A 23,166-nucleotide genomic window follows, 5' to 3' on the forward strand; every position below is an offset into this window, starting at 1 on the left:
GGGACGAGATACGGCCCCTGAAGGCTCGATCGCATCCGCTCATTTTCTGACGGCGCATAATTATAGACCTGCGAGCGCGGCAGGTTGCCGCCAGCCGCACAATCTTACTCTTATATAAGACACAAGATATCCACCATCGACCCACCGGTACGAGCGGTTCTGCGATCAGCTCGGGAGCGGTGCTCCAGTCAGCCCCTATCAGGTTTCGGGATAAAATGTGCGCCATCACGCCGCTGCGCGCGCCAACGTCGCACCTCATCACCGAGACGAGGAATCCATGGACGCACCCGTCGGGGAAAACCCGGTCGCCCAATCGATCGCCCAGGCGATGATCGAAGGCTTCAACAAGCACTACCGGATCTTCCGCGAGACCTCGCGCCGCGCGAAGGAAAGCTTCGAGGCCGCCGATTGGCAGGCGCAGATCGACGCGGTGCGCGAGCGGGTGCAGTTCTACGACGAGCGCGTCGATGAGGCGGTCCGGCGGCTGCACGAGGAGTTCGACGCCGATTCGCTCGACGACAGCACCTGGCAGCAGCTCAAGCTCCAGTACATCGGCATCCTGATGCGGCACAAGCAGCCGGAACTGGCGGAGACGTTCTTCAATTCGGTGTGCTGCAAGATCCTGCACCGCACGTATTTCAACAACGACTACCTGTTCGCGCGCCCCGCCGTCTCGACCGAATACATCGAATCCTATCCGCCGGTCTACAGCAGCTATTACCCGCAGGACGAAGGCCTGCGCACCACCGTGCGGCGGATCATCGAGGATTTCGACTGGCAGCGGCCGTTCGCGGATCTGGACCGCGACATCGACAACATCCTGCGCGCCGTGCACGACCACCTCGGCGAATGGCCCGACATGGAGGTCAATTGCCAGATCCAGGTGCTGTACTCGGCGTTCTACCGCAACAAGACCGCCTATATCATCGGCAAGGCGATCAACGGCTACCAGGAATATCCGTTCGCGCTGGCGGTCCGGCACAACCCGGCCGGCCGGCTCGAGATCGACACGATCCTGCTCGATCCGTGGCGCATCTCGGTGCTGTTCTCGCTGTCGCGCGCGTATTTCCTCGTCGATATGGAAGTCCCGTCCGGCTACGTTCACTTCCTGCGCTCGATCATGCCGAACAAGCACCGTTCCGAGCTCTACACGATGCTCGGGCTCGGCAAGCAGGGCAAGACGATGTTCTTCCGCGACCTCATCGCGCACCTGCGCCACTCGAACGACCAATTCATCATTGCGCCCGGCATCCGCGGCCTCGTGATGCTGGTGTTCACGCTGCCGTCCTACCCCTACGTGTTCAAGATCATCAAGGACGTGTTCGGCGCATCGAAAAACATGGACCGCGCGACCGTCAAGCGCAAGTACCTGATGGTGAAGCAGGTTGACCGCGTCGGCCGCATGGCGGACACGCTCGAATTCTCGTACGCCGCGCTGCCGCTGTCGCGCTTCCACCCCGAACTGCTCGACGAATTGCGCGCGCTGGCGCCATCGGCGTTCGAGATCGAAGGCGATTCGGTAATCATCAAGCACCTGTACATCGAACGCCGCATGACGCCGCTGAACATCTACCTCGAGCGCGCCGACGACGCTCAGGTCGAATACGCGGTGCGGGAATACGGCAACGCGATCCGCGAGCTGGCGACGGCCAACATCTTCCCCGGCGACATGCTGTGGAAGAACTTCGGCGTGACGCGCTACGGCCGCGTGGTGTTCTACGACTACGACGAGATCGAGTTCATGACCTCCATGAACTTCCGCAGGATCCCGCCGGCACCGTATCCGGAGATGGAGATGGCCGCCGAGCCGTGGTATTCGGCGGGTCCGATGGACGTCTTTCCGGAAGAATTCGCGACCTTCCTGCTTGGCGCGCCGCGCGTGCGCAAGGCTTTCCTGAAGCACCACCGCGACCTGCTCGACGCCAAGTTCTGGCAGGACGTGCAGGCGTCGATCCGCAGGGGCTATCTCGAAGACTTCTTCCCGTACCCGACCGAGTTGCGCTTCTGCAACCTGTGGAGCAACGAGCGCGGACGCGCAGACCAGGCGGCCTGACGGGCGGCCGCCTCACGCATCGTCCTGCCACCCGAGCTCCAGCACCCACGGCGCCGGCCGCGCGTCCAGCCCAGCGCGGATGTAAGGAACGGTCGCGGCAGGAAGACCGTCACGCCCGAACCAGCCGAGTCCGTCGCACTTGTCCGGTTCGCGAATCTGCGGCTCGCCCGTGAAACGCTTCGCGCGAACAAAGAAATCGACACGATTCGTGTCGGACCGGCGATGCACGACGCCGACGTATTCGAGCGCATCCGCGTGCAAGCACAGCCCGGTTTCCTCGCACATTTCCCGCACGGCCGCTTCGAGCAGCGATTCGCCGGGTTCCACGTGGCCGCCGGGAAGGCTGTACAGCCCGTCGAAGAATCCCGTCCCGGCGCGTCTGAGCAGCAGCACTTCGCCGTTCCGCTCGACGATGACGTGGACGCCGACCGGAATCCCGTCGCGCATTCAGTGCTTGCCGGTGCTGCCGAAACCGCCCGCACCGCGATCGCTTTGCGGGAATTCATCGACGATGTTGAAGCCGACCTGCAGCACCGGCACGACCACCAGCTGGGCGATGCGCTCCATCGGCTGGACCGTGAAGGTTTCGCGCCCGCGATTCCATACCGACACGAAGATCTGCCCCTGGTAGTCCGAATCGATCAGGCCGACGAGGTTGCCGAGCACAATGCCATGTTTGTGACCGAGGCCCGAGCGCGGCAGCACCATCGCCGCGAGCCCCGGATCGGCGAGATGGATCGCGAGTCCGCTCGGAATCAGCGTGGTCTCGCCCGGATGGAGGCTCACCGGCGCGTTCAGGCAGGCGCGCAGATCGAGCCCTGCCGCACCCGGCGTCGCATACGCGGGCGCATGAGTGCGCAGGCGGTCGTCGAGAATCTTGACGTCTATTCGGTGCATTTTCCCCTCGGAACTGAAAATCGTCGCCCGCGCAGCCGACAGACCGCCGCCGCAAACGGAAATGACTTTGTTGATTATCGCGCCCGTTGGTCCCGGGTCGTAACGCGGCGGCCGGTCGCGCTCAAGTCGCGAGCTGCCGGGCGGCCTGCCTCGCCAGCAGGCCCGCCAGATGCTCGACGATCTTCTGCGCGACAACGGTTTTGGGCGCGCGCGATTGAGGATGGCGCCCGGCGTCGTCATACAGGATCACCTGGTTGTCGTCGCCGCCGAGCCCGTCCTGCACGAGGTTGCCGACCAGCATCGGCAGGTGCTTGGCGCGCCGCTTGCCTTCGGCGTACGCATCGAGCTCGCGGCTTTCGGCGGCGAAGCCGACGCAGAACGGCGCGTCCGGTCGTGCCGCGACTTCGGCGAGGATGTCCGGGTTGGGCGTCAGCGTCAAAGTGAGCTCGGCGGACGACTTCTTCACCTTGTGCTCGGCGGCCGACACCGGCCGGTAATCCGCGACCGCGGCGACGCCGATGAAGACATCGGCACCCGGCAGCGCCGCGGTGACGGCATCGCGCATCTGCAGCGCGCTGCGCACGTCGACGCGATCGACGCCGAGCGGCGCCGACAGTCCGGTCGGCCCGCTGACCAGCACGACTTCGGCGCCGGCGCGCCGGCAGGCCTGCGCGAGCGCGTAGCCCATCTTGCCGGAACTCGTGTTCGTGATGCCGCGCACCGGATCGATCGCCTCGAAGGTCGGCCCCGCGGTCATCACGACCTTGCGCCCGGCAAGCAGCTTCGGCTGGAAAAAGGCGATCAGGTGCTCGAGCAGTTCGTCGGGCTCGAGCATCCGACCCATGCCGGTCTCGCCGCAGGCCTGATCCCCGGCGCCCGGGCCGACCACCGCGACACCGTCGGCCGCGAGCTGCGCAACGTTGCGCCGTGTGGCCGGGTGCTCCCACATCTGACGGTTCATTGCCGGCGCGACGAGCAGCGGACATTCGCGCGCGAGGCACAGCGTCGTCAGCAGGTCGTCGGCGATGCCGTGGACGAGCTTCGCGATGACGTCGGCCGTCGCCGGTGCGATCAGGATCGCGTCGGCGCCGCGCGTCAGATCGATATGCGCCATGTTGTTATCGATGCGCGCATCCCACAGATCCGACCACACCGGGTTGCCCGACAGCGCCTGGAAAGTCACCGGCGTGACGAAACGCGCGCCGCCGGCGGTCAGCGCGACGTGCACGTCGGCGCCCGCTTTTCCCAGCAGCCGCACGAGTTCCGCAGCCTTGTACGCGGCAACGCCGCCGGTGACGCCAAGCACGATCCGGCGCCCGTTCAATTCGCTCATGGCATATTCCGTATAATTAGCGAACACATCCTCACACCCACCCCATCATGGCAATCACCGACTGGCCCGAAAACGAGCGTCCGCGCGAAAAACTCCTCACCCGCGGCACGTCCGCGCTGTCCGACGCCGAACTGCTCGCGCTGTTCCTGCGCGTCGGCATGCGCGGCAAAAGCGCCGTCGATCTCGCGCGCGAGCTGCTGCAACAGTTCGGCTCGCTGACCCGCCTGTGCGCCGCCTCCGCCGCGGAATTTTCCGCGATCCCGGGCATGGGCCTCGCAAAGTATGCCCAACTGCAGGCAGTCATGGAACTGGCGCGGCGCGCGCTCGCCGAGCAGATGAACGATGCCGACGTGTTCGAGTCGCCGCTTGCCGTGCGCAACTGGCTGCGCCTGCGCATCGGCTCGCTGCCGCACGAGGTGTTCCACGTGCTGCTGCTCGATGCGCGCAATCGCCTGATCGAAGCGGTCGAACTGTTCCGCGGCACGCTGACGCAGACCAGCGTCTACCCGCGCGAAGTCGTCAAGCTCGCGCTGGCGCGCAACGCGGCCGCGGTGATTCTCGCCCACAACCACCCCTCGGGCGCCGCCGAGCCGAGCCCCGCGGACGAACTGCTGACGCGCAGCCTCAAGCAGGCGCTCGAACTCGTCGATATCCGTGTCCTCGATCACTTCATCGTCACCGCCCATGCGCAGCCTTTGTCGTTCGCCGAACGCGGACTGCTGTAGCGTGACGGCCGGGCGCACGCCGCCCGGACCTGCCGAAATGGCAAGAGCACTCACCAGGCCTTCGCAGCGGTGGTCATGCCACGCTACCCCGCAAACTCTGCCGGCCTCTCCGCCACCGGCAGAAGGCCTTGAAATCCTTGACTATCATCGACTTCGCAATTAGAGTGCTCGATTCTTTTGCAAACCCATCAACTGGAGCAACACCATGTACGCGGTGATAAAAACCGGCGGCAAGCAGTATCGCGTCGCGGCCGGCGAAAAGATCAAGGTAGAACAGATACCGGCAGACGTGGGCTCCGAAATCACCATCGACCAGGTTTTCATGGTCGGCGAGGGCGAGTCGGTCAAGATCGGCACCCCGGTGGTTTCCGGCGCCGTCGTCACGGCGACCGTGGTGTCCCACGGCCGTCACGACAAGATCAAGATTTTCAAGATGCGCCGCCGCAAGCACTACCAGAAGCACCAGGGGCATCGCCAGAACTACACCGAGCTTCGCATCGAAGCGATCTCGGCCTGAGTCCGGAGGTAATTCGACATGGCACACAAAAAAGCTGGCGGCAGTTCCCGTAACGGCCGCGACTCGGAATCGAAACGCCTCGGCGTCAAGCGCTATGGCGGCCAGTTCGTGCTCGCCGGCAACATCATCGTTCGCCAGCGCGGCACCGAATACCATCCGGGCGAAAACGTCGGCATCGGCAAGGACCACACGCTGTTCGCCCTGAAGGACGGCACCGTGCAGTTCACGATCAAGGGCGCGCAGCGCCGCCGCACCGTCGTCATCGTGCCCGAAGCCGCCTGAAACCTGGCGGCGTTCCGGTTCGAAAAGCCCTATCCTTGCGGTAGGGCTTTTTTGTTTTTGCCACAGGCACCTCATCATCATGAAGTTCATTGACGAAGCACGCATCGAGGTCATGGCCGGCGACGGCGGCAACGGCTCGGCGTCGTTCCGGCGCGAGAAGTTCGTCCCGCGCGGCGGCCCGGACGGCGGCGACGGCGGCCGCGGCGGCAGCATCTATGCGCTTGCGGACCGCAACCTCAACACGCTCGTCGACTACCGCTTCACGCGCATGCACCGCGCGCAACGCGGCGAGAACGGCGGCAACAAGGACTGCTACGGCAAGGGCGGCGAAGACATCGTGCTGCGCATGCCGGTCGGCACGGTGATCACCGACCTCGACACCGGCGAACTCGTCGCCGACCTCGACGAGGACGGCAAGCAGGCGATCATCGCGCGCGGCGGCAAGGGAGGCCTGGGCAACCTCCACTTCAAGTCGAGCGTCAACCGCGCCCCGCGCAAGCGCACGATGGGCGAGGAAGGCGAGCGCCGCGCGCTGCGCCTCGAACTCAAGGTGCTGGCCGACGTCGGCCTGCTCGGCATGCCGAACGCCGGCAAGTCGACGTTCATCCGTGCAGTCTCGGCGGCCAAGCCGAAAGTCGCCGACTATCCATTCACGACGCTCGCGCCGAACCTCGGCGTCGTGCGCACCGACCAGAACCGCAGCTTCGTCATCGCCGACATTCCGGGACTGATCGAAGGGGCGGCTGAAGGGCACGGTCTCGGCCACCAGTTCCTGCGCCATTTGCAGCGCACGCGCGTGCTGCTGCATCTCGTCGACCTCGCGCCGTTCGACCCGGACGCCGACCCGGTGCGGGACGCCAAGGCGATCGTCGAGGAACTGCGCAAATACGATGAATCCCTGTACAACAAGCCGCGCTGGCTCGCGCTGAACAAGCTCGACCTGATTCCCGAAGACGAACGCGCCGCGCGTGTCGCCGCCTTCCTCGAAGCCTACGGGCCGGTCGAACGCCATTTCGAAATCTCGGCACTGACCGGCGACGGCTGCAGGAAGCTGGTCTTCGCGATCCAGGATTTCCTCGACGCCGGGCGCGCCCAGGCGGAAGCCGAGAAAGCGGCCCGCACCCATGCGGAAGCGCTCGCCGCGGCCGAAGCCGAAGCGCGCGTCGAAGCGGCCTATCAGGCGCGGCTGCAGGCGCTCCTCGCCGAGGGCGAGACTGGCACCGGCGACGACGACGACCGCGACGGGAACGAGAACGATCCCACCGATGAGCAGGACACCAACCCGCCCAATCATTAGGAACCTTCCCAACTCGTCATGAGAGACAAGATCCGTAACGCGCGCCGCATCGTCGTCAAAGTCGGCAGCGCACTCGTCACGAACAACGGCGCCGGGCTCGATAAAGCGGCGATGGGCGACTGGGCGCGCCAGATCGCCGCGCTGCGCGTAACGGGCAAGCAGGTCGTACTGGTTTCGTCGGGCGCGATCGCCGCGGGAATGCAGCGCCTCGGATGGCAAAAGCGCCCGCACGAAATGCACAAGCTGCAGGCCGCTGCGGCGGTCGGGCAGATGGGCCTCGTCGAAGCCTACGAAGATGCCTTTTCGCGTCACGGTCTGCACACCGCCCAGATCCTGCTGACCCACGACGACCTCGCCGATCGCAAGCGCTACCTCAATGCACGTTCGACGCTGACGACGCTGCTCGAACTGGGCGTCGTGCCGATCATCAACGAGAACGACACGATCGTCACCGACGAGATCAAGTTCGGTGACAACGACACGCTCGGCGCACTGGTCGCGAACCTCATCGAAGCCCATGTGCTGGTGATCCTCACCGACCAGCAGGGCCTGTATACCGCCGACCCGCGCCGCGACCCCAATGCAACACTCGTCTCCGAAGGCCGTGCCGAGGACAGGTCGTACGAGGCGATGGCGGGCGGCGCCGGCACCGGCATCAGCAGGGGCGGCATGATCACGAAGATCCGCGCCGCCCAGCGTGCGGCGCGCAGCGGCGCCCACACGTGCATCGCCAGCGGCAACGAAGCCGACGCGCTGATCCGCCTCGCGCAGGCCGAACCGCTCGGCACCCTGCTCTACGCGACCAGCTCGCCGCTGCAGGCGCGCAAGCAGTGGCTCGCCGACCACCTGCAGCTCGCCGGCGACCTGATCCTCGACGAGGGCGCGGTGTGCGCGTTGCGCAGCGGGCGCAGCCTGCTGCCCGTGGGGGTCGTCGAGGTCGGGGGCGAATTCGAGCGCGGTGCAGCGGTCGCATGCCGCAGCGCCGCCGGCGAGGAGATTGCGCGCGGTCTCGTCAACTACAGCAGTAGCGAATGCCGCCGGATCGCGCGCAAATCCAGCATACAGATCGAAAAGCTGCTCGGCTACATCGACGAACCCGAACTGGTCCACCGCGACAACATGGTGCTGCGATAAGCCGCGCGGCTTCGTGACAGCCTGCATTCATCGACGATGGCGAACGACGTTTCCGCACAGCGCTTCCTGATCCAGATCGCGGACGACCTCTCGTCCGGCGACGTGAGTTTCCCGACCTTTCTGGACGCCGCGATGAAGATCAGGATGGCGCTGGACAACCCGGACCTGACCGTCGACGCCCTCGCCAAGGTGATCGGAACCGAGCCGCTGGTGTCGGCGAAGGTCATCCGGCTCGCCAACTCGGCCGCGCTGAACTTTTCGGGAAACGACGTCCGCGATGTCAAAAGCGCGGTGATGCGCGTTGGCTTCTCGGCGATTCGCACTCTTGCCATTTCCGTCGCGATCGAACAACTGATGCTCGACAGGGAGATGGCCCCGTATGCCGGCAAAGCACGCCAACTATGGGAACACAGCCTCGACGTCGCCGCCCTGTCGTTCGTCATCGCGCGCAAGCTGACCCGCATCAACCCGCACGAGGCGATGTTCGCCGGCCTCGTGCACGACGTCGGTTACTTCTATCTGCTGTCGCGCGTTGCCCGCCATCCCGGAATCGCCCACGACGATGACGACCTGTGCCGCATTCTTTCGCAATGGCACGCGACTGTCGGCACCGCCGTGCTCGGGGCACTGGATGCGCCAGATGCCATTCTCGACGCGATCTCCGGGTGCGAGACGGCGTACGAGGGCGACTCTCCGGCCACCCTGGCAAACATTCTCCACCTGGCGAACCGGTTGACCACCCGTCCCCATCCGTTTTCGCAGCCCGGAGAAACGCCCGCCACGCCGTCAGCGGCGGTGTCCCCTGCGGTTGCGGAAATCCTTGCCGAATCGCGCGCTGAACTGAACTCGATCAGGTCCGCACTGGGACAGTAGTTCGCCGGCCGCTGTGTTGCCGGTGAGCTCAGGGCACGAGATCGGCCACGAGGTCCGGTCCGTTCGTCAGGTAGCGACCATCGCCGCCCGTCTCCCCTCGTAGCCGGCCATGACGCCGCCGCGGATCAGCTCCCACATCGGGCGAATCAGCGAACGCAGGCCTTCCTTGCTCTGCTCCACGTCCATCATCGACGGCACCCGGGTGCCGCGATGTTCGATCGGCGGCCCGACCTGCACGATACTGAACCCCAGCCGGGACAGATGCGCGGCCAGGCGCGGCTCCGTGATGACGAACACCTTTTCGATGCCGCATTGCTCGGCCAATGCCATCGTGCCCAGATACAAACCAACCGGGATGAATGGAAAACGCGGGCTGGCGCTCGAGCCGAAGTCGCGGTTTCGCAGCATCATCTCGGTATGCTTTTCACCGCGCCGGCGACGGTACATCTGCCTGACCGCGAGCCGGGAGACCTCCGCGATCTTGTGTCGCGGCAGAGCGCGCGAATCGATCGTATGCTGATCCAGGTTCGCCCGGCAAGCGCTCTCGAACGGGAAAGGATGAGCGGGGTCCTCCGGGCGTGCGAGCACCAACCGGGTGCAGCCGACTAGCGTATGCGATTCGTCTGCCGTACGGAGCAGGCAATGCACGCTGTGGCGATCGTATTCGTCGGTTTCATGCCGGTCCTCGCGCAGCGGCTCGAAGCCGAGGTCTTCGCAGTACACCTCATGCCGAATCGTGAAGACCTGGTCGCGCGTGGATTGATCCAGCGCGGGCAAAATCTCGAAGCGGCTCCCGAATCCCTTACCGAGGTCGGAATCACAAGAAAACGGTGTGCGCATAATTTTCCCCAGTGCGCTCGAATTCGCTGAACCGGCCGATTTTATGATCCGTGCCGCCCTATCCGCAGCGCAGAAAAGGAGTGGGCTCCTTTCACAATCTTGCAGCCGCGCTTGACGCGATGTACCGTCTGAATCCGCATCATTCAGCGCTCATCGTATCCAGTCGATGAGAAATCGGAAAGCCGTCGAACTGAGGGCGATTGATTTTTAGTAACCGGCCTGTCCGCAGCGGGAACCGGCAGCCGTTCATGGTATCGACAACCTCTTTGTAGTCAAGTCTCAATGCGGATTCAACGGCGCGACACGCCGGTGCTGCCGACGCCCGCCAGGGGTCGGCAGGCGCTCGGTAACGAACGGCGGCAGACCAACACACGCAGGACTTCAGCATGGATCGACCCTCGGCGGTGATAGATGCCGCAGAAGTGCTACAGATCGTGCGCGTGCTCGTCGCCGAGCTTCGTCCGGGGCAGCGGTTAACACCGGATCTGGACAGCCATCTCGAGCGTGATCTGGGGCTGGACAGCCTTGCACGCGTCGAGTTGCTCGCGCGCCTCGAGCACGCTGCCGCAGTCCGCCTGCCCGCCGGCACGCTCGCGGCCGCCGAGACTCCGCGCCAGCTGCTCGCGGCGCTGCGCGCCGCGCATCCCGAACTTGCAGGATTGCGGACCGACATCGTCCTGCCGGAAACGCCCGGCGAGGCGATCGAAGCCCCGGCGCAGGCCGCCACGCTGGTCGAGGTGCTGGAGTGGCACGCCGCGCGCTCGCCGCAGCATGTGCATATCCGCCTGCTGCGCGACGACGTCGAGATCGCGACGCTGACGCACGACGATCTGCTGCAGGGCGCCCGTCGCATTGCCGCGGGCCTGCGGCAGGGAGGACTCGCGCCGGGCGAGGCGGTCGCGATCATGCTGCCGACCGCGCTGGAGTTCTTCACGAGCTTTTTCGGCGCCTTGCTGGCCGGAGGCGTGCCCGTACCGATGTATCCGCCGACGCGCCCGTCGCAGCTCGAAGACCACCTGCGCCGCCAGGCCGGCATTCTCGACAGCTGTCGGGCGCCCGTGCTGATCACCGACGCGGACGTGCGTACCGTCGCGCGGTTGCTCGCCACGCAGTCGCCAAGCCTCAAGCGAGTCGCAACGGTGCAGGAACTGGCAGCGACCGCCGCCAGCAGCACGTCGGCCGCGGTGCGTGCAACGGACCTTGCCCTGCTGCAGTACACCTCGGGCAGCACCGGCAACCCCAAGGGTGTCATGCTCAGCCACGCCAACCTGCTCGCGAACATCCGGGCCTGGAGCCGCACGATCGGGATGAGCGCCGACGATGTCACCGTGAGCTGGCTGCCGCTGTATCACGACATGGGCCTGATCGCGGCCTGGCTCGGCAGCCTGTACAACGGCTGCCCGCTGGTGCTGATGTCGCCGCTGGACTTCCTGTCGCGGCCGGCGCGCTGGCTGTGGACGATACACCGCTACCGCGGCAGTCTCTCCGCAGGGCCTAATTTTGCCTACGAACTCGTGCTGAAGCATGTCGAAAACGCCGAGCTCGCGGGGCTGGACCTGTCGTGCTGGCGATTTGCCGTCAATGGGGCCGAGCCCGTGAGCCCGGACACGATCGAGCGCTTCAGCGAGCGTTTCGCGCCCTACGGCCTGTGCCGCGAGACCCTGACGCCGTCATACGGGCTGGCGGAGAACGCCGTCGGGCTGACGGTCCCTCTCCCCGGCCGCGGCGCTCGCATCGACCGCATCGCGCGCGAGCCGTTTTTCCGTGACCGCAAGGCGTTTGCGGCAACGGCGAGTGACACGACGACGATTCGCTTTGTCGGCTGCGGGCAGCCGCTGCCCGGGCATGAGCTGCGCGTGACGGATCCGGCCGGTACGGAACTCCCGGAGCGCCACGTCGGCCGCATCGAGTTCCGCGGCCCGTCGGCCACATCCGGCTATCTGCGCAACCCCGAGGAAACCCGCAAGCTGTGGCACGGAGCCTGGCTGGACACAGGCGACCTCGGCTACCTCGCCGACGGCGAGCTGTTCGTCACCGGCCGCGTCAAGGACATGATCATCCGCGGCGGACGCAACCTGTACCCCTACGAGCTGGAGGATGCGATCGGCACCCTGCCCGGCGTGCGCAAAGGCTGCGTCGCGGTGTTCGGCGCCGCCGACCCCACCACCGCCAGCGAACGACTCGTCGCCGTCGTCGAAACCAGGGCGAAGCAGGACGACGAGCGCGGTACGCTGCAGCACGCGGTCGAAGGCCTCGCCATTGAACTGCTCGGCGTGCCGCTCGACGAGGTCGTGCTGGCGCCGCCGCACAGCGTGCTGAAAACATCAAGCGGAAAGATCCGCCGTGTCGCGACGCGCGACCTGTACCTCAGCGGGGCGGTGGGCCGGCAGCGCAGCGTGCCCATGCAATTGCTGCGCCTCGCGGCGGCGGGACTCGCGGAGCGCGCCTCGCGAACGCTGTCTCGCGGCGCAGCGCTGCTGTGGGCGGGCTGGGCGTGGACAGCTCTCGTGCTGCTTGCAGTGCCGGTCTGGCTGGCGGTCGCGGTGCTGCGCCGCCCTGCCGTCGGCTGGCGCATCGGCAGCCACGGAGCGCGGCTGCTCGCACGGCTGGTGGGCATCCGCCTCGACGTCCGCGGCCGGGAAAATCTCCCCGTGGACACTCCCTGCATCGTCGTCGCGAACCACGCAAGCTATCTCGACGGCCTGATCGCCGTCGCCGCGCTCCCGCGAGCCTTCGCGTTCGTCGCGAAGCGCGAACTGCAGGACAACGCGATCGCCTCTCGCTTCCTGCAGGGACTGGGCGCCGAGTTCGTCGAGCGCTTCGCGGTCCAGGACAGCGTCGACGCCGCCCACCGGCTCGCCACACGGGCGCGCGCAGGAACAGCGCTGTTCTACTTCGCCGAAGGCACCTTCGTCGGACAGCCCGGGCTGCGCGAATTCCGCCTCGGTGCCTTCCTCGCCGCCTGCGAGGCCCGGCTACCCGTGGTGCCGGTAACCATTCGCGGCACACGCACCGTGTTGCCCGACGCGACGTGGCGTCCTCGTCGCGGCCCGATCACGGTATCGATCGCCCCCCCGATCCCGCCGCAGGGCACGGACTGGAGCGCGGCACTCGCGCTGCGCGATGCAACGCGCGCAACAATCCTCGCCCAGTGCGGCGAGCCCGACGCGACTGCGTAAAAGCCCGACACAGGCGGGAAAACACCCTCTCTCTCTCTCTCTCTCTCTCTCTCTCTCTCTCGCGCGCGCGCGCGCTGCTCTTCGCCGGCGCGAGATTCGCGAGGCCGAACGCGGCGGGGATGAAGTTCGCCACTGTCTTGATGCATGACGGCCGCACGCGCCCCGGCCGTCGTGATCAGGCCTCGGGCGTGTAAGGGTGTTGCTCGATCCAGTGGCGGGCGATGTCGGCGCGACGGCACACCCACACCCGGTCGTGCTTCTCGATGTGGTCGAGGAAGCGCTGCAGCGCGCGGAAGCGCCCCGGGCGGCCGAGCAGCCGGCAATGCATGCCGACGCTCATCATCGCCGGCCGTTCGTCGCCCTCGGCGTACATCACGTCGAAGGCGTCACGCAGGTATTCGAAGAACTCGTCGCCGTGCGAAAAACCCTGCGGCAGCGCAAAGCGCATGTCGTTGGTATCCAGCGTGTAGGGCACGACCAGATGCGGCACGGTCTCGCCGTCGCTCTTCTGCACTTCGGTCCAGAACGGCAAGTCGTCGCCGTAGTAGTCCGAGTCGTACAGAAAGCCGCCGTAGTCGGCGACGAGGCGCCGGGTGTTCGGCGAGTCGCGCCCGGTGTACCAGCCGAGCGCGCGCTCGCCGGTGAGCCGCTCGATGATCTCCATGCCGACGCGCATGTGCTCGCGCTCGGTCGCTTCATCGACGTGCTGGTAGTGGATCCAGCGCCAGCCGTGGCACGCGATCTCGTGGCGCAGCTCGCGAAACGCGGCCGTCACCTCCGGATGGCGCTCGAGCGCCATCGACACGCCGAAGATCGTCATCGGCAGGCCGCGTCGCTCGAACTCGCGCAGGAAGCGCCAAACACCGACGCGCGAACCGTACTCGTACACGCCTTCCATCGACAGGTGACGGTCGGGGATTGCCGGCGGATTGAACAGCTCCGACAGGAACTGCTCGCTGCCGGCATCGCCATGCAGCACGCAGTTCTCGCCGCCCTCCTCGTAGTTCAGCACGAACTGCACCGCGACACGCGCGCGGCCGGGCCAGTTCGCATACGGGGGGTTGCGACCGTAGCCGACCAGGTCGCGCGGGTAATTGGCATCCATCTTCATCATCTCTACCCAGTGCATTTGTCGCGCCTCCGGGGCATGGCCCCAACGGCGCATCCGCCCAACTTCATCGATGAGGGAAAATCAGTTCTCGCAGAAGCGCCGGCAGGCGCCCCAGTGCTTCATCAGCAGGTAATAGGTGAGGCCCGCCGGAATCAGGCTGGCGTACCACGACACCGTCGAGAACGTGAGCGCGACGGCCGCGCCGACCAGCGAGGCGATGATGCCGGCGTAGTTCACGCCGCGATACGGCCCCTCTTCGTCGTACAGCTTGGCGAGGTTCAGCGTGCGGCGACGCACGATGTAGTAGTCGACCACCAGCACCGCGAAGATCGGGCCGAGGAAGGCCGAGTAGGTCTGCACGAAGACCTGCAGGCCGGCGGCCGACTCGTCCTTGACGAGTTCCCACGGAAAAGTGCCGAAGGCGAGCAGACCGACGATGATCGCCGCAGTGCGGAAGGAGATCTTGAAGACATCCATCAGCACATAGGTCGGCGGCACGACGTTATTGAGCACGTTGGTCGTGACCTGGGCGAAGGTGATGAAGAGCAGCGTCGCGATCAGCAGCGGCTTGTTGTCGACGGCACTCGAGAAAACCTGGATCGGGTCGGCCACGCCGGTCGCGCCCGACACCATCAGGCCGATGAGCCCCATGAACAGCGTGCAAGGCAGGATCGACATCGCGTAGATCGTGGTCAGCGGACCGCGCTTGACGCCCTTCTCCAGTTCGCGTGCGTAATCGCTGACGTTGAGCATCATCGTGCTGTAGATGCCGAGGAACAGCATCGTCGCGCCCCAGAACGGCAGGCCCCAGGTGCCCTCGATGTTCACCAGGCGCTCGGTGATCACGTCGCCGTACTTGTTGATGACGCTGATGAACATGTAGGTGAGCGAGACGAGGATGAAGCCGCTGCCGATGTTCTCCAGCCACTTGATGCCCTGGAAGCCCAGCACCGACAGCGCAATCTGCAGCAGCTGGAACACCACGAACCAGACCACCAGGTTGTCGAAGCCGAACATCGACACCGACACCGCGTTCAGCGCACCTGCGCCGACCCAGCTCTGGAAGCCGTACCACACGATCGCCGGCACCGCGCGCACGAGCCCGGGAAACTTCGTGCCGGCAAAACCGAAGGCGCTGCGCGCCTGCACCACGAAGGGGATGCCGTACTTGTAGCCGGCCGCGCCGTTCACCGTAAGCGCGATGCCGATAATGAAGCAGCCGATCGCGATCGCGAGGGTTGCCTGCAGCAGGTTCAGCGTGCCGACCACGCTGGAGCCCATCGCAAAGGTGCCGATCGACACGCAGCCGCCGAACCATGCCAGCAGATACGACCACTTGCCCATGATGCGGATCTGCTGCGGCGCCAGCGACTCCTCGCCGAGCGCCTTGTGCTGTCCCGCATGCTCCACGCCTTTCGCCGTCACTGCCGCGACCGCGTCCGGCTGCCAGCCGGCCAGGCCGACATCCTGATTCACTGTTGCCATTGTCTCGCTCCTAGTTATACGGGCGCAGCTGTCGTGCCGCGCTCCGTGCTGCCTTGGTGTCGTTGTTCGGCCCCTTTCTCGGGTGGAGGCCTTCGATGCTGGGCGCTCAGGCGCTGAGGTATTCGAACTGTCCGGTGAAGCGCTTGGCGCGCGGGAAGGCGAGGTCGCCATGCTTGCTGGTGCCGAGCTTCAGGCTCGCGAGGGCCTCGACAAGCTTCACCGCAGCGGTAACGCCCTCGACGATCGGCAGCCCCACCGCCTGGCCGATCTCCTCGGTCAGGTCGGCCATGCCGCCGCAGCCCAGCACGATCGCACCGATGCCGTCCTCGTCCCGCGCACGGCGGCATTCATCAATGATCCGCGACACCGCGCAGGCGCCGTCGTCCTCGAGGTCGAGCACCGGGATCTCGGCCGCACGCACGCGCCGGCAGTGGTGCGCGAAGCCGTAGGACTGCAGCAGGTGCTCGGCGATGATGCAGGTACGCCCGAGCGTCGTGACCACCGAGAAGCGCGTGCTGATCATCGTTGCGAGATGAAAGGCGGCCTCGGCGATCCCTACCACCGGCCTGGCCGTCAGTTCGCGCGCCGCGAGCAGGCCCGGATCGCCGAAGCAGGCGATGATGTAACCGTCTGCGGCCTCGCGCTCGCCCTTGCGGATTTCCTCGGTCACGCCGAGCGCGCTGATCGCCTCGTCGAAGTGACTTTCGATCGACACCGGCCCGCTCGTCGGATTGGTGGCGGTGATGATCGTGCCGGGCGCCGCGACACGACGCGCGGCCTCGCCGATCTTCGCGGTCATGCTCGCGGTGGTGTTGGGGTTGATGACTCGAATCTGCATCGCGTGCTCCTCGCTGCTGGTGTGGGGACTGCCCCGCCGGGGCTTATCGTTCGCGCCGCTGGCGTTGCGCCACGGCGTCCAGAATCTTGCGCAGGTCCGGCTCCTCGGGCGCCTCCTCGACCAGGACGACGGTGCGCTCGACGTCGCGCAGGTGCCGGTCCATCCATTGCTGTGCGGCCGGCGCATCGCCCGCTGCGATCAACTCCAGCACGTCGTCGTGCTCGGAGTGGCGGCAGCTGCCAGCCATCGGTGCACCGTAGGTCGCGATCACCAGCGAGGAACGGGACACCAGCCGCGCGAGGAAATCCGCGATCGCCTCGTTCTCGGCAACCTTCGCCAGTTCGACGTGGAATTCGCCGGACAGGAAAATCGCCTCGCGCCGGTCGCCTCGCGCCTCGGCTGCGTGCTCGCGCTGGACGATCGCGCCCAGCCCCTCGATGCGCTCGGGCGTGGCCTTCGCGACGACTTGGGGCATCACGCCGCATTCGACAATGCGCCGCGCCGCGAACACGTCGCGCGCCTCCTTGACGGTTGGCTGGGCTACGGTCGCGCCGCGGTTGAGCCGAATATCCACCAGCCGCTCGTACGAGAGGCGCTGCAGCACCTTGCGGATGCTCGTACGACTGACGCCGAAGGCCTCGGCCAACGTGTCCTCCGGCAGCTTGGTGCCGGGTGCGAGATGATTCTCGACAATCGCCGCGTACAGGTTGCGATAGATGGCTTCGTCGCGACCATTGCCCGAGCCCCCCTCCTCGCCATGTGCTGTTCCCAGATCGATCGCCGACCGTTTCTTGCTCATCTGCTGCGCTCCATAGCCAAATGCGAGAACGCAATCCCGAACATTTGGCGACATTTGTCGGTGCGAGTGTAGAAGTTGTTTGTATCCGATTCAAGATCTTTTTGTGTTCATTTATATTTTTTCTGGCGCCCGTCACTCCACTACTCTCCGCATTGAGTTCGATCCTATACAGACTGAGCAATGCCAGGCATCTCGTGCAACCCTGGTCCTACCTCCCGCTCGCCCGAGTTCGTGCTGCATTGCAGCGTCCAGCCGAACGCCGAACGCCGAACGCCGAACGCCGAACGCCGAACAGCCAAAGGAAAACTTGACTTTTGTTTTTGTGTACACTTTTATAGCATTATGCGTACACATAATCGCCTTGCACCAAAAACGCAGTCCCGAAACGCAGGGATCGAACCCGACCCGCACAAAAATTCAGAGGAGAAGTTTCATGAGCAGTCATAACACCGGCAGCATCCGGATCGCCGAGCCCCCCGTCCTGCCCGACTGGGCGGCCCGCTCGGTCGACCTCGCCAACCCGAGGATCGGTGCCGCCGCGCTGTATGCCTCCGACGACTTCTTCGCCGACGTCTCGCGCATGCTCAACCCCGACCCCGCCCAGTTCATCCCGGGCAAGTTCGACGACAACGGCAAGTGGATGGACGGCTGGGAGACGCGCCGCAAGCGCACTACCGGTCACGACTGGTGCTTTGTCAAATTGGGCCGCAAGGGCACGATCCGCGGCTTCGACGTCGACACCAGCCACTTCACCGGAAACTACGCCCCCGCCGTTTCGATCGAGGCGACGGTCTCGGATACCGACGACGTCGCCGCGCTGAAGGACGCGAAGTGGGTCGAGATCCTGCCCTCGACCTCGCTGTCCGGAAACAGCCATCACTTGCTGCGTGCGAACGCGGACGAAGCCTTCACTCATCTGCGCGTCAACATCTACCCCGACGGCGGCATCGCGCGACTGCGTGTCTATGGCCAGCCGGTCGGCGTGTTCGAGGGGCGCGGCGATGAGCTCGTCGACCTCGTCGCGCTGGAAAACGGCGGCCGCCCGGTCGCATGGAACGACGCGCACTTCGGCTCGGCCGCGAACCTCATCCTGCCCGGGCGCGGCATCAACATGGGTGACGGCTGGGAAACCCGCCGCCGCCGCGAGCCGGGCAACGACTGGTGCATCCTGCAGCTCGGCGGCGCCGGCACGATCGAGAAGATCGAAGTCGACACTGCCCACTTCAAAGGCAACTACCCCGACCGCTGCTCGATCCAGGCTGCGTTCGTCGAGGGCGGCACCGACCAGTCGGTGATCACACAGAGCATGTTCTGGCCGGTGCTGCTGCCCGAGCAAAAGCTCTCCATGGACGCGATCCACACTTTCACTGAACAGATCGAGAAAATGGGCCCCGTCACCCACGTGCGCCTCAACATCTTCCCGGACGGCGGCGTCTCCCGCCTGCGCTTGTGGGGCAAAGTGCAGCGATGAACACGAAGCCCGCACCGGCACCGACCGCGCCCTCACCGAGAACGATCGTCGCCGAACCCCTGACGCGGGAAGCGTTTGCGCCTTTCGGCGATGTCATCGAAGCCGACGATGCGGTACGCCACTTCCCGATCAACGGCGGCAACACCGTGCGCTATCACGACCTCGCGAACATCGATCCGGGACCGGACGGGCACGCGATCCTGTCGATTTTCCGCGGCGAACCGCGCGCGCTGCCGTTCGCAGTGGAGATGATGGAGCGGCACCCGCTCGGCAGTCAGGCTTTCGTGCCGGTATCGGGACGTCCATACCTCGTCGTCGTCGCCGCCGCCGGCGAGGCGCCGGGCGTCGAATCCCTGCGCGTCTTCAGGGCGCGCGGCGACCAGGGCGTCAATTACGCGCGCGGCGTCTGGCACCACCCGCTGCTTGCGCTCGGCGCGGTCTCCGACTTCATCGTCATCGACCGCGCCGGGCCCGGCCACAACTGCGACGAGGTAACGGTCGCCGACACCGTCCTGATCGACATCCCCCGCTGAACAGCCCACGTCCGGCCCCGCGGCCGGACGTCGCCGGCGCAACCGGACACTCACGCCTCCATGCTTACCGGCCTCGCCCTGTTCTACGTCGCGCCGTCCTCATCCTCAACGGGCTGTGGATGCTCGGACGGATCAGCGACCGCGAAATCGCGGGCTTCCGCATCGAACTGCACCAGAAGGACCTGAACCTCGGGTTGACCGTTGCGCGCCAGATCGGCATGTCGCTGCCCAACACCGCGACCGCACAGGAACTGTTCAACGCCTGCGCCGCGCACGGCGGTGCCAGCCGTGACCACTCGGCAACGGTGCAGGCGCTGGAGAAGATGGCCAACGTCGAAGTGTGGGGCGGGCGTGCACCCGGTACCCTTCGAGAATGCGCAGGGCGTGACCGGGATGGTCGAGCACGCATGCACGGCTGTCGTCATCCACGGCTTCGCCGAGCCCGGCGACGACATCGTCGTGGTCGCCGGTTTGCCCTTCGGCCTTAGCGGCAGCACCAACCTGCTGCACATCGCGCACATCAGCTGAGGCCCCCCGGCGCCCAGCCGCCCGTGAGGGCTGTAAAGCAAAATGGCCAGTCTTTTGACTGGCCATTTTGCTTGATTCCATTGGTCGGGGCGGCGGGATTCGAACTCGCGACCCCTTGCACCCCATGCAAGTGCGCTACCAGGCTGCGCTACGCCCCGACACAAGCGAGCATTATAGCGATATTCTCGACATTTGCCAGTACTGCCTCAGGCCTTGAGGTGCTCCAGCGTGGTGACGATTTCCGACCGCACGTGCGCGATCAAGGATCGCAGACGCGAGACTTCCTCGGCCTCTTCATGCTGGTGGATCGCCGTCTCCCCGAGCTTGTTGCGGGCGCCCGAAATGGTGAAGCCCTCCTCGTAGAGCAGTTCCCGGATCCGGCGGACGAGCAGTACTTCATGATGTTGATAGTAGCGTCGGTTACCCCGCCGCTTCACCGGCTTGAGCTGGGTGAATTCCTGTTCCCAGTATCGGAGCACGTGTGGTTTGACAGCGCACAGTTCGCTGACCTCGCCGATCGTGAAATACCGCTTTGCCGGGATCGGCGGCAGTTGAGTGGCCGGAGTCTCGTTATGGCTGCTTGCTTGCATCGCTCAGCTGCTCCACGGCGGCCTTGAGTTTCTGACTGGCGTGAAAGGTCACGACCCGGCGCGCAGTGATCGGAATTTCCTCGCCGGTCTTCGGATTGCGACCCGGCCGCTGGGGCTTGTCGCGGAGCTGGAAGTTGCCGAAGCCCGAAAGCTTCACGCACTCCCCGCGCTCCAGCGCTTGGCGGATCTCCTCGAAAAAGCCTTCCACCATGTCCTTGGCTTCGCGCTTGTTGAGACCGACCCGCTCGAACAGCAGGTCAGCCAGTTCCGCTTTGGTCAGGGTCACGTTCATTACACTATCCACGCAGCCGCGCACCCAAAGAAATTTCCGCATGGCGGACGATTGCTCCGACCGCCGCATCCACCTCGGCATCTTCGAGCGTTCGCTGAGTATCTTGCATCAACACCCTGAACGCAAGGCTCTTTTTCTCTGGGTCGATGCCTTTGCCATAGTAGACATCGAACAACTCTATCCCCATGACAATCGCCGGCGCCGCCTCGCGCATGACCTCGATCACCCGCGCAGCGGTCAGCGCCTGCTCGACGACCAGGGCGACATCGCGCGTGACTGCAGGCTGGCGGGAAATCTCGCGGTAGGCGGGAAGATCCGCCAGGAGCGCGGCGTCCAGTTCGATCTCGAACACGACTGGCGCCGTTCCCATTTCATAGCGCTGCACCCATACCGGGTGGATCTCGCCGAGGAGTCCGATACGCCGGCCGTCGAGCAGGATGCTGGCCGCGCGTCCGGGGTGCAGCGCGGGATCGGACAGGCGTTCGAATCCGAGCACGCGCGGCGCGAAAAGTGCTTCCACGTCGCTCTTCACGTCATAGAAATCGACCTGGCGGCTCGCAACGCCCCACTGTTCAGGCAACGCAAGACCGGCCGCCAGCCCCGCGACGCGCAGCGGCTGATGAAAGCCGGCGACCGGCTCGCCGTCCGCCTTGCGTTCGAAGCAGCGCCCGATTTCGAACACGCGCACCCTGGCCTGCTGGCGCTTGCGGTTTGCGACGAGGTTCGCGGCAAGCCCCGGGACCAGGCTGGAGCGCATCACGCTCATCTGGCTTGCGATCGGATTCGCCAGGCGGATCGGTTCGGCGTTCGCGCAGAAATCCCGCTCCCAGGCTTCCTCGACGAACGCGTAGTTGACGACCTCCTGGAAGTCACGCGCTGCCAGAAGATGGCGGACATCCCACACGGAGCGGCTCGACTCGGAACGGTCGAGCATCATCAGGGAACCCTGCGGCGCGCAGGCCGGAATGGCATCGTAGCCGTGCAGGCGCGCGATCTCCTCGATCAGGTCTTCCTCGATCTCGATGTCGAAGCGGAACGACGGCGGCGTGACGAGCAGCGCCTCGCCCTCGCGTTCGACCGACAGATGCACGCCCTCCAGCAGCCTCACGATCGCATCGTCGCCGAGATTGATACCAAGCAGGCGGCGGGCCCGCGCAGGACGCAACCGGACTGCCGGACGCGCCGGCAGGTGGTCCTTGGCGACCGCTTCATCGACCGGCCCCGCGGCGCCGCCGCAGATGTCGAGAATGAGCCGGGTTGCACGCTCTATCGCCCATCCCGCGAGTTCGAAATCGACACCGCGCTCGAAACGATGGGACGCGTCCGAGATGAAGCCGTAGCTGCGCGCGCGCCCGGCGATGGCCGCCGGCGCGAAGAATGCGCTCTCGAGGAACACGTCGACAGTGTCGAGCGTGATGCCGCTGTCTTCGCCGCCCATGATCCCGGCGAGCGCCAGCGCACGCGCCTCGTCGGCGATCAGCAGCGTGTCGGCGGCCGGGACGACGGTCTGCTCGTTGAGCAGCAGCACTTTTTCGCCTTCGCGCGGATAGCGGACGTGGATCGCGCCGACGAGTTTTGCATTGTCGAATGCGTGCAGCGGCTGTCCCAGTTCGAGCATCACGTAGTTGGTCACGTCGACCAGGGCGCTGATCGAGCGCACGCCGCTGCGCTGCAAGCGTTGCTTCATCCAGTCCGGCGTCGGCGCCTTCGCATCGACGCCCCGCACGATGCGCCCGCAATAGCGCGGACAACCGTCGGGGGCGTCGAGGACGATCGCTCGCCGATCATCGATGGCCGGCGCAACCGCCTCGATCTGCGGCAGCGCGAGCGGCCGGCCGGTCAACGCCGCGACTTCGCGCGCGACTCCGACAAGGCTGAGACAGTCCGAGCGGTTCGGGGTGAGCTTGATCGTGAAGAGCGTATCGTCGAGCGCGAGGAATTTCCGGATGTCCTGGCCGATTGGCGCATTGTCCGGCAACTCCAGCAAACCCGCGTGATCATCGGACAATCCGAGTTCGCGCGACGAGCAAAGCATACCGAAGGACTCGACGCCGCGCAGCTTTGCCGCCTTGATATCGAAGCCCGGCAGTTTTGCGCCCACCATCGCGCAGGGAACGCGCAAACCTGCTGCCGCGTTCGGGGCGCCGCAGACGATCTGTAATAACTCGTCCTGTCCCACGTCCACCTTGCAGAGCTTCAGCTTGTCGGCGTTCGGATGCTTTTCCGCCTCGATGATGCGACCGACGACGACGCCTGAAAATACAGCGGCGGCGGGCACGGCCTCCTCGACTTCGAGACCCGCCATCGTCAGCAGGTGGCCGAGCGATTCGCTGTCGAGCGGCGGATTGACGAGACTCCGCAACCAGTGTTCCGAAAATTGCATGGTTCG

The 23,166-nt window shown here is 65.7% G+C and carries 22 protein-coding genes, 1 tRNA gene and 1 pseudogene; 12 read left to right on the forward strand and 12 right to left on the reverse strand.

The genetic code is table 11. The annotated features are described in order from the left end of the window. Positions 1-277: 277 nt before the first annotated feature. Entirely contained in the window at positions 278-2,053 is a 1,776-nt protein-coding gene (gene aceK, locus GO606_RS05660; RefSeq protein ID WP_169117814.1) for a bifunctional isocitrate dehydrogenase kinase/phosphatase, read from the forward strand. A 12-nt stretch (positions 2,054-2,065) separates the two neighbouring features. Here the strand turns inward: aceK and GO606_RS05665 are convergent, their stop codons facing one another. From GO606_RS05665 to coaBC, 3 genes are all read right to left on the reverse strand, one after another. Beyond that, positions 2,066-2,500, reverse strand: coding sequence for an NUDIX hydrolase (locus GO606_RS05665; protein ID WP_169117813.1), 435 nt, complete (start codon positions 2,498-2,500; stop codon positions 2,066-2,068). Then, positions 2,501-2,950 (reverse strand): dUTP diphosphatase, encoded by a 450-nt coding sequence (gene dut / locus GO606_RS05670; RefSeq protein ID WP_053419785.1) that lies wholly within the window; start codon positions 2,948-2,950, stop codon positions 2,501-2,503. A gap of 121 nt (positions 2,951-3,071) precedes the next feature. Further along, positions 3,072-4,283: a bifunctional phosphopantothenoylcysteine decarboxylase/phosphopantothenate--cysteine ligase CoaBC gene (gene coaBC, locus GO606_RS05675; protein ID WP_169117812.1), complete on the reverse strand. Its 1,212-nt coding sequence runs from the start codon at positions 4,281-4,283 to the stop codon at positions 3,072-3,074. A 47-nt stretch (positions 4,284-4,330) separates the two neighbouring features. On the opposite strand from coaBC, the gene radC reads away from it, so the two are divergent. The 6 genes from radC (at position 4,331) to GO606_RS05705 (ending at position 9,111) form a co-directional block, all read left to right on the forward strand. Next, positions 4,331-5,008 carry a RadC family protein gene (gene radC / locus GO606_RS05680; RefSeq protein ID WP_169117811.1) on the forward strand — a complete coding sequence of 226 codons (678 nt, stop codon included), beginning with the start codon at positions 4,331-4,333 and terminating at the stop codon, positions 5,006-5,008. Between the two features lie 205 nt (positions 5,009-5,213). Beyond that, positions 5,214-5,525: a 50S ribosomal protein L21 gene (rplU, locus tag GO606_RS05685; protein WP_053419788.1), complete on the forward strand. Its 312-nt coding sequence runs from the start codon at positions 5,214-5,216 to the stop codon at positions 5,523-5,525. 18 nt (positions 5,526-5,543) lie between these two features. Next, positions 5,544-5,807: a 50S ribosomal protein L27 gene (rpmA, locus tag GO606_RS05690; RefSeq protein WP_011236299.1), complete on the forward strand. Its 264-nt coding sequence runs from the start codon at positions 5,544-5,546 to the stop codon at positions 5,805-5,807. A 79-nt stretch (positions 5,808-5,886) separates the two neighbouring features. Beyond that, positions 5,887-7,104 (forward strand): Obg family GTPase CgtA, encoded by a 1,218-nt coding sequence (gene cgtA / locus GO606_RS05695; protein ID WP_169117810.1) that lies wholly within the window; start codon positions 5,887-5,889, stop codon positions 7,102-7,104. 18 nt (positions 7,105-7,122) lie between these two features. Beyond that, positions 7,123-8,238, forward strand: a complete 1,116-nt coding sequence (gene proB / locus GO606_RS05700) for a glutamate 5-kinase (protein WP_169117809.1) — start codon at positions 7,123-7,125, stop codon at positions 8,236-8,238. A gap of 36 nt (positions 8,239-8,274) precedes the next feature. Further along, positions 8,275-9,111, forward strand: coding sequence for an HDOD domain-containing protein (locus tag GO606_RS05705; RefSeq protein ID WP_281503913.1), 837 nt, complete (start codon positions 8,275-8,277; stop codon positions 9,109-9,111). 66 nt (positions 9,112-9,177) lie between these two features. On the opposite strand, the gene GO606_RS05710 is transcribed toward GO606_RS05705, so the two are convergent. After that, positions 9,178-9,951: a PEP-CTERM/exosortase system-associated acyltransferase gene (locus tag GO606_RS05710; protein WP_169117807.1), complete on the reverse strand. Its 774-nt coding sequence runs from the start codon at positions 9,949-9,951 to the stop codon at positions 9,178-9,180. Between the two features lie 386 nt (positions 9,952-10,337). On the opposite strand from GO606_RS05710, the gene GO606_RS05715 reads away from it, so the two are divergent. Beyond that, the gene (locus tag GO606_RS05715) at positions 10,338-13,130 is read left to right on the forward strand and encodes an AMP-binding protein (RefSeq protein WP_169117806.1); all 2,793 of its coding nucleotides are present in this window, start codon (positions 10,338-10,340) and stop codon (positions 13,128-13,130) included. A 175-nt stretch (positions 13,131-13,305) separates the two neighbouring features. Here the strand turns inward: GO606_RS05715 and puuE are convergent, their stop codons facing one another. The 4 genes from puuE to GO606_RS05735 all read right to left on the reverse strand — a co-directional run bounded on the left by puuE (position 13,306) and on the right by GO606_RS05735 (position 17,363). Further along, positions 13,306-14,259, reverse strand: coding sequence for an allantoinase PuuE (gene puuE / locus GO606_RS05720; protein ID WP_425532188.1), 954 nt, complete (start codon positions 14,257-14,259; stop codon positions 13,306-13,308). Between the two features lie 63 nt (positions 14,260-14,322). Continuing rightward, positions 14,323-15,726 carry an NCS1 family transporter gene (locus GO606_RS05725; RefSeq protein ID WP_169117805.1) on the reverse strand — a complete coding sequence of 468 codons (1,404 nt, stop codon included), beginning with the start codon at positions 15,724-15,726 and terminating at the stop codon, positions 14,323-14,325. Between the two features lie 106 nt (positions 15,727-15,832). Continuing rightward, entirely contained in the window at positions 15,833-16,564 is a 732-nt protein-coding gene (locus tag GO606_RS05730; protein WP_169117804.1) for an aspartate/glutamate racemase family protein, read from the reverse strand. A 43-nt stretch (positions 16,565-16,607) separates the two neighbouring features. Beyond that, positions 16,608-17,363, reverse strand: coding sequence for a GntR family transcriptional regulator (locus GO606_RS05735; protein ID WP_169117803.1), 756 nt, complete (start codon positions 17,361-17,363; stop codon positions 16,608-16,610). A 433-nt stretch (positions 17,364-17,796) separates the two neighbouring features. On the opposite strand from GO606_RS05735, the gene alc reads away from it, so the two are divergent. The 4 genes and pseudogenes from alc (at position 17,797) to GO606_RS05755 (ending at position 19,895) form a co-directional block, all read left to right on the forward strand. Next, the gene (gene alc / locus GO606_RS05740) at positions 17,797-18,834 is read left to right on the forward strand and encodes an allantoicase (RefSeq protein WP_169117802.1); all 1,038 of its coding nucleotides are present in this window, start codon (positions 17,797-17,799) and stop codon (positions 18,832-18,834) included. Continuing rightward, positions 18,831-19,367 (forward strand): ureidoglycolate lyase, encoded by a 537-nt coding sequence (locus GO606_RS05745; RefSeq protein WP_169117801.1) that lies wholly within the window; start codon positions 18,831-18,833, stop codon positions 19,365-19,367. Before alc ends, GO606_RS05745 begins: the two co-directional genes overlap by 4 nt. 149 nt (positions 19,368-19,516) lie before the next feature. Beyond that, positions 19,517-19,708 (forward strand): annotated as a pseudogene (locus tag GO606_RS21985) (NAD-binding protein); the annotation flags it as partial. Further along, on the forward strand, positions 19,656-19,895 hold the full coding sequence (locus tag GO606_RS05755) for a pyruvate kinase alpha/beta domain-containing protein (RefSeq protein WP_246979394.1): 240 nt from the start codon (positions 19,656-19,658) through the stop codon (positions 19,893-19,895). The pseudogene GO606_RS21985 and the gene GO606_RS05755, both read left to right, overlap by 53 nt. A gap of 81 nt (positions 19,896-19,976) precedes the next feature. Here GO606_RS05755 and GO606_RS05760 read toward each other — a convergent pair. The 4 genes from GO606_RS05760 to pheT form a co-directional block, all read right to left on the reverse strand. Further along, positions 19,977-20,053 (reverse strand) — tRNA-Pro (locus GO606_RS05760). 48 nt (positions 20,054-20,101) lie between these two features. Continuing rightward, a complete protein-coding gene (locus GO606_RS05765) occupies positions 20,102-20,485 on the reverse strand; it encodes a MerR family transcriptional regulator (protein WP_169117800.1) in 384 nt (127 codons plus the stop codon). Then, the gene (locus tag GO606_RS05770) at positions 20,466-20,777 is read right to left on the reverse strand and encodes an integration host factor subunit alpha (RefSeq protein WP_011236311.1); all 312 of its coding nucleotides are present in this window, start codon (positions 20,775-20,777) and stop codon (positions 20,466-20,468) included. Before GO606_RS05770 ends, GO606_RS05765 begins: the two co-directional genes overlap by 20 nt. 4 nt (positions 20,778-20,781) lie before the next feature. Continuing rightward, positions 20,782-23,160 (reverse strand): phenylalanine--tRNA ligase subunit beta, encoded by a 2,379-nt coding sequence (gene pheT / locus GO606_RS05775; RefSeq protein WP_169117799.1) that lies wholly within the window; start codon positions 23,158-23,160, stop codon positions 20,782-20,784. Positions 23,161-23,166 lie beyond the last annotated feature (6 nt).

Source organism: Aromatoleum anaerobium (assembly GCF_012910705.2).
Taxonomy (GTDB): domain Bacteria; phylum Pseudomonadota; class Gammaproteobacteria; order Burkholderiales; family Rhodocyclaceae; genus Aromatoleum; species Aromatoleum anaerobium.

Excerpts from the sequence above, each read along its gene's own strand:
- aceK (WP_169117814.1), top strand. The coding sequence starts at position 278 with ATGGACGCACCCGTCGGGGAAAACCCGGTCGCCCAATCGATCGCCCAG.
- GO606_RS05665 (WP_169117813.1), bottom strand. The coding sequence starts at position 2,500 with ATGCGCGACGGGATTCCGGTCGGCGTCCACGTCATCGTCGAGCGGAAC.
- dut (WP_053419785.1), bottom strand. The coding sequence starts at position 2,950 with ATGCACCGAATAGACGTCAAGATTCTCGACGACCGCCTGCGCACTCAT.
- coaBC (WP_169117812.1), bottom strand. The coding sequence starts at position 4,283 with ATGAGCGAATTGAACGGGCGCCGGATCGTGCTTGGCGTCACCGGCGGC.
- radC (WP_169117811.1), top strand. The coding sequence starts at position 4,331 with ATGGCAATCACCGACTGGCCCGAAAACGAGCGTCCGCGCGAAAAACTC.
- rplU (WP_053419788.1), top strand. The coding sequence starts at position 5,214 with ATGTACGCGGTGATAAAAACCGGCGGCAAGCAGTATCGCGTCGCGGCC.
- rpmA (WP_011236299.1), top strand. The coding sequence starts at position 5,544 with ATGGCACACAAAAAAGCTGGCGGCAGTTCCCGTAACGGCCGCGACTCG.
- cgtA (WP_169117810.1), top strand. The coding sequence starts at position 5,887 with ATGAAGTTCATTGACGAAGCACGCATCGAGGTCATGGCCGGCGACGGC.
- proB (WP_169117809.1), top strand. The coding sequence starts at position 7,123 with ATGAGAGACAAGATCCGTAACGCGCGCCGCATCGTCGTCAAAGTCGGC.
- GO606_RS05705 (WP_281503913.1), top strand. The coding sequence starts at position 8,275 with ATGGCGAACGACGTTTCCGCACAGCGCTTCCTGATCCAGATCGCGGAC.
- GO606_RS05710 (WP_169117807.1), bottom strand. The coding sequence starts at position 9,951 with ATGCGCACACCGTTTTCTTGTGATTCCGACCTCGGTAAGGGATTCGGG.
- GO606_RS05715 (WP_169117806.1), top strand. The coding sequence starts at position 10,338 with ATGGATCGACCCTCGGCGGTGATAGATGCCGCAGAAGTGCTACAGATC.
- puuE (WP_425532188.1), bottom strand. The coding sequence starts at position 14,259 with ATGCACTGGGTAGAGATGATGAAGATGGATGCCAATTACCCGCGCGAC.
- GO606_RS05725 (WP_169117805.1), bottom strand. The coding sequence starts at position 15,726 with ATGGCAACAGTGAATCAGGATGTCGGCCTGGCCGGCTGGCAGCCGGAC.
- GO606_RS05730 (WP_169117804.1), bottom strand. The coding sequence starts at position 16,564 with ATGCAGATTCGAGTCATCAACCCCAACACCACCGCGAGCATGACCGCG.
- GO606_RS05735 (WP_169117803.1), bottom strand. The coding sequence starts at position 17,363 with ATGAGCAAGAAACGGTCGGCGATCGATCTGGGAACAGCACATGGCGAG.
- alc (WP_169117802.1), top strand. The coding sequence starts at position 17,797 with ATGAGCAGTCATAACACCGGCAGCATCCGGATCGCCGAGCCCCCCGTC.
- GO606_RS05745 (WP_169117801.1), top strand. The coding sequence starts at position 18,831 with ATGAACACGAAGCCCGCACCGGCACCGACCGCGCCCTCACCGAGAACG.
- GO606_RS05765 (WP_169117800.1), bottom strand. The coding sequence starts at position 20,485 with ATGCAAGCAAGCAGCCATAACGAGACTCCGGCCACTCAACTGCCGCCG.
- GO606_RS05770 (WP_011236311.1), bottom strand. The coding sequence starts at position 20,777 with ATGAACGTGACCCTGACCAAAGCGGAACTGGCTGACCTGCTGTTCGAG.
- pheT (WP_169117799.1), bottom strand. The coding sequence starts at position 23,160 with ATGCAATTTTCGGAACACTGGTTGCGGAGTCTCGTCAATCCGCCGCTC.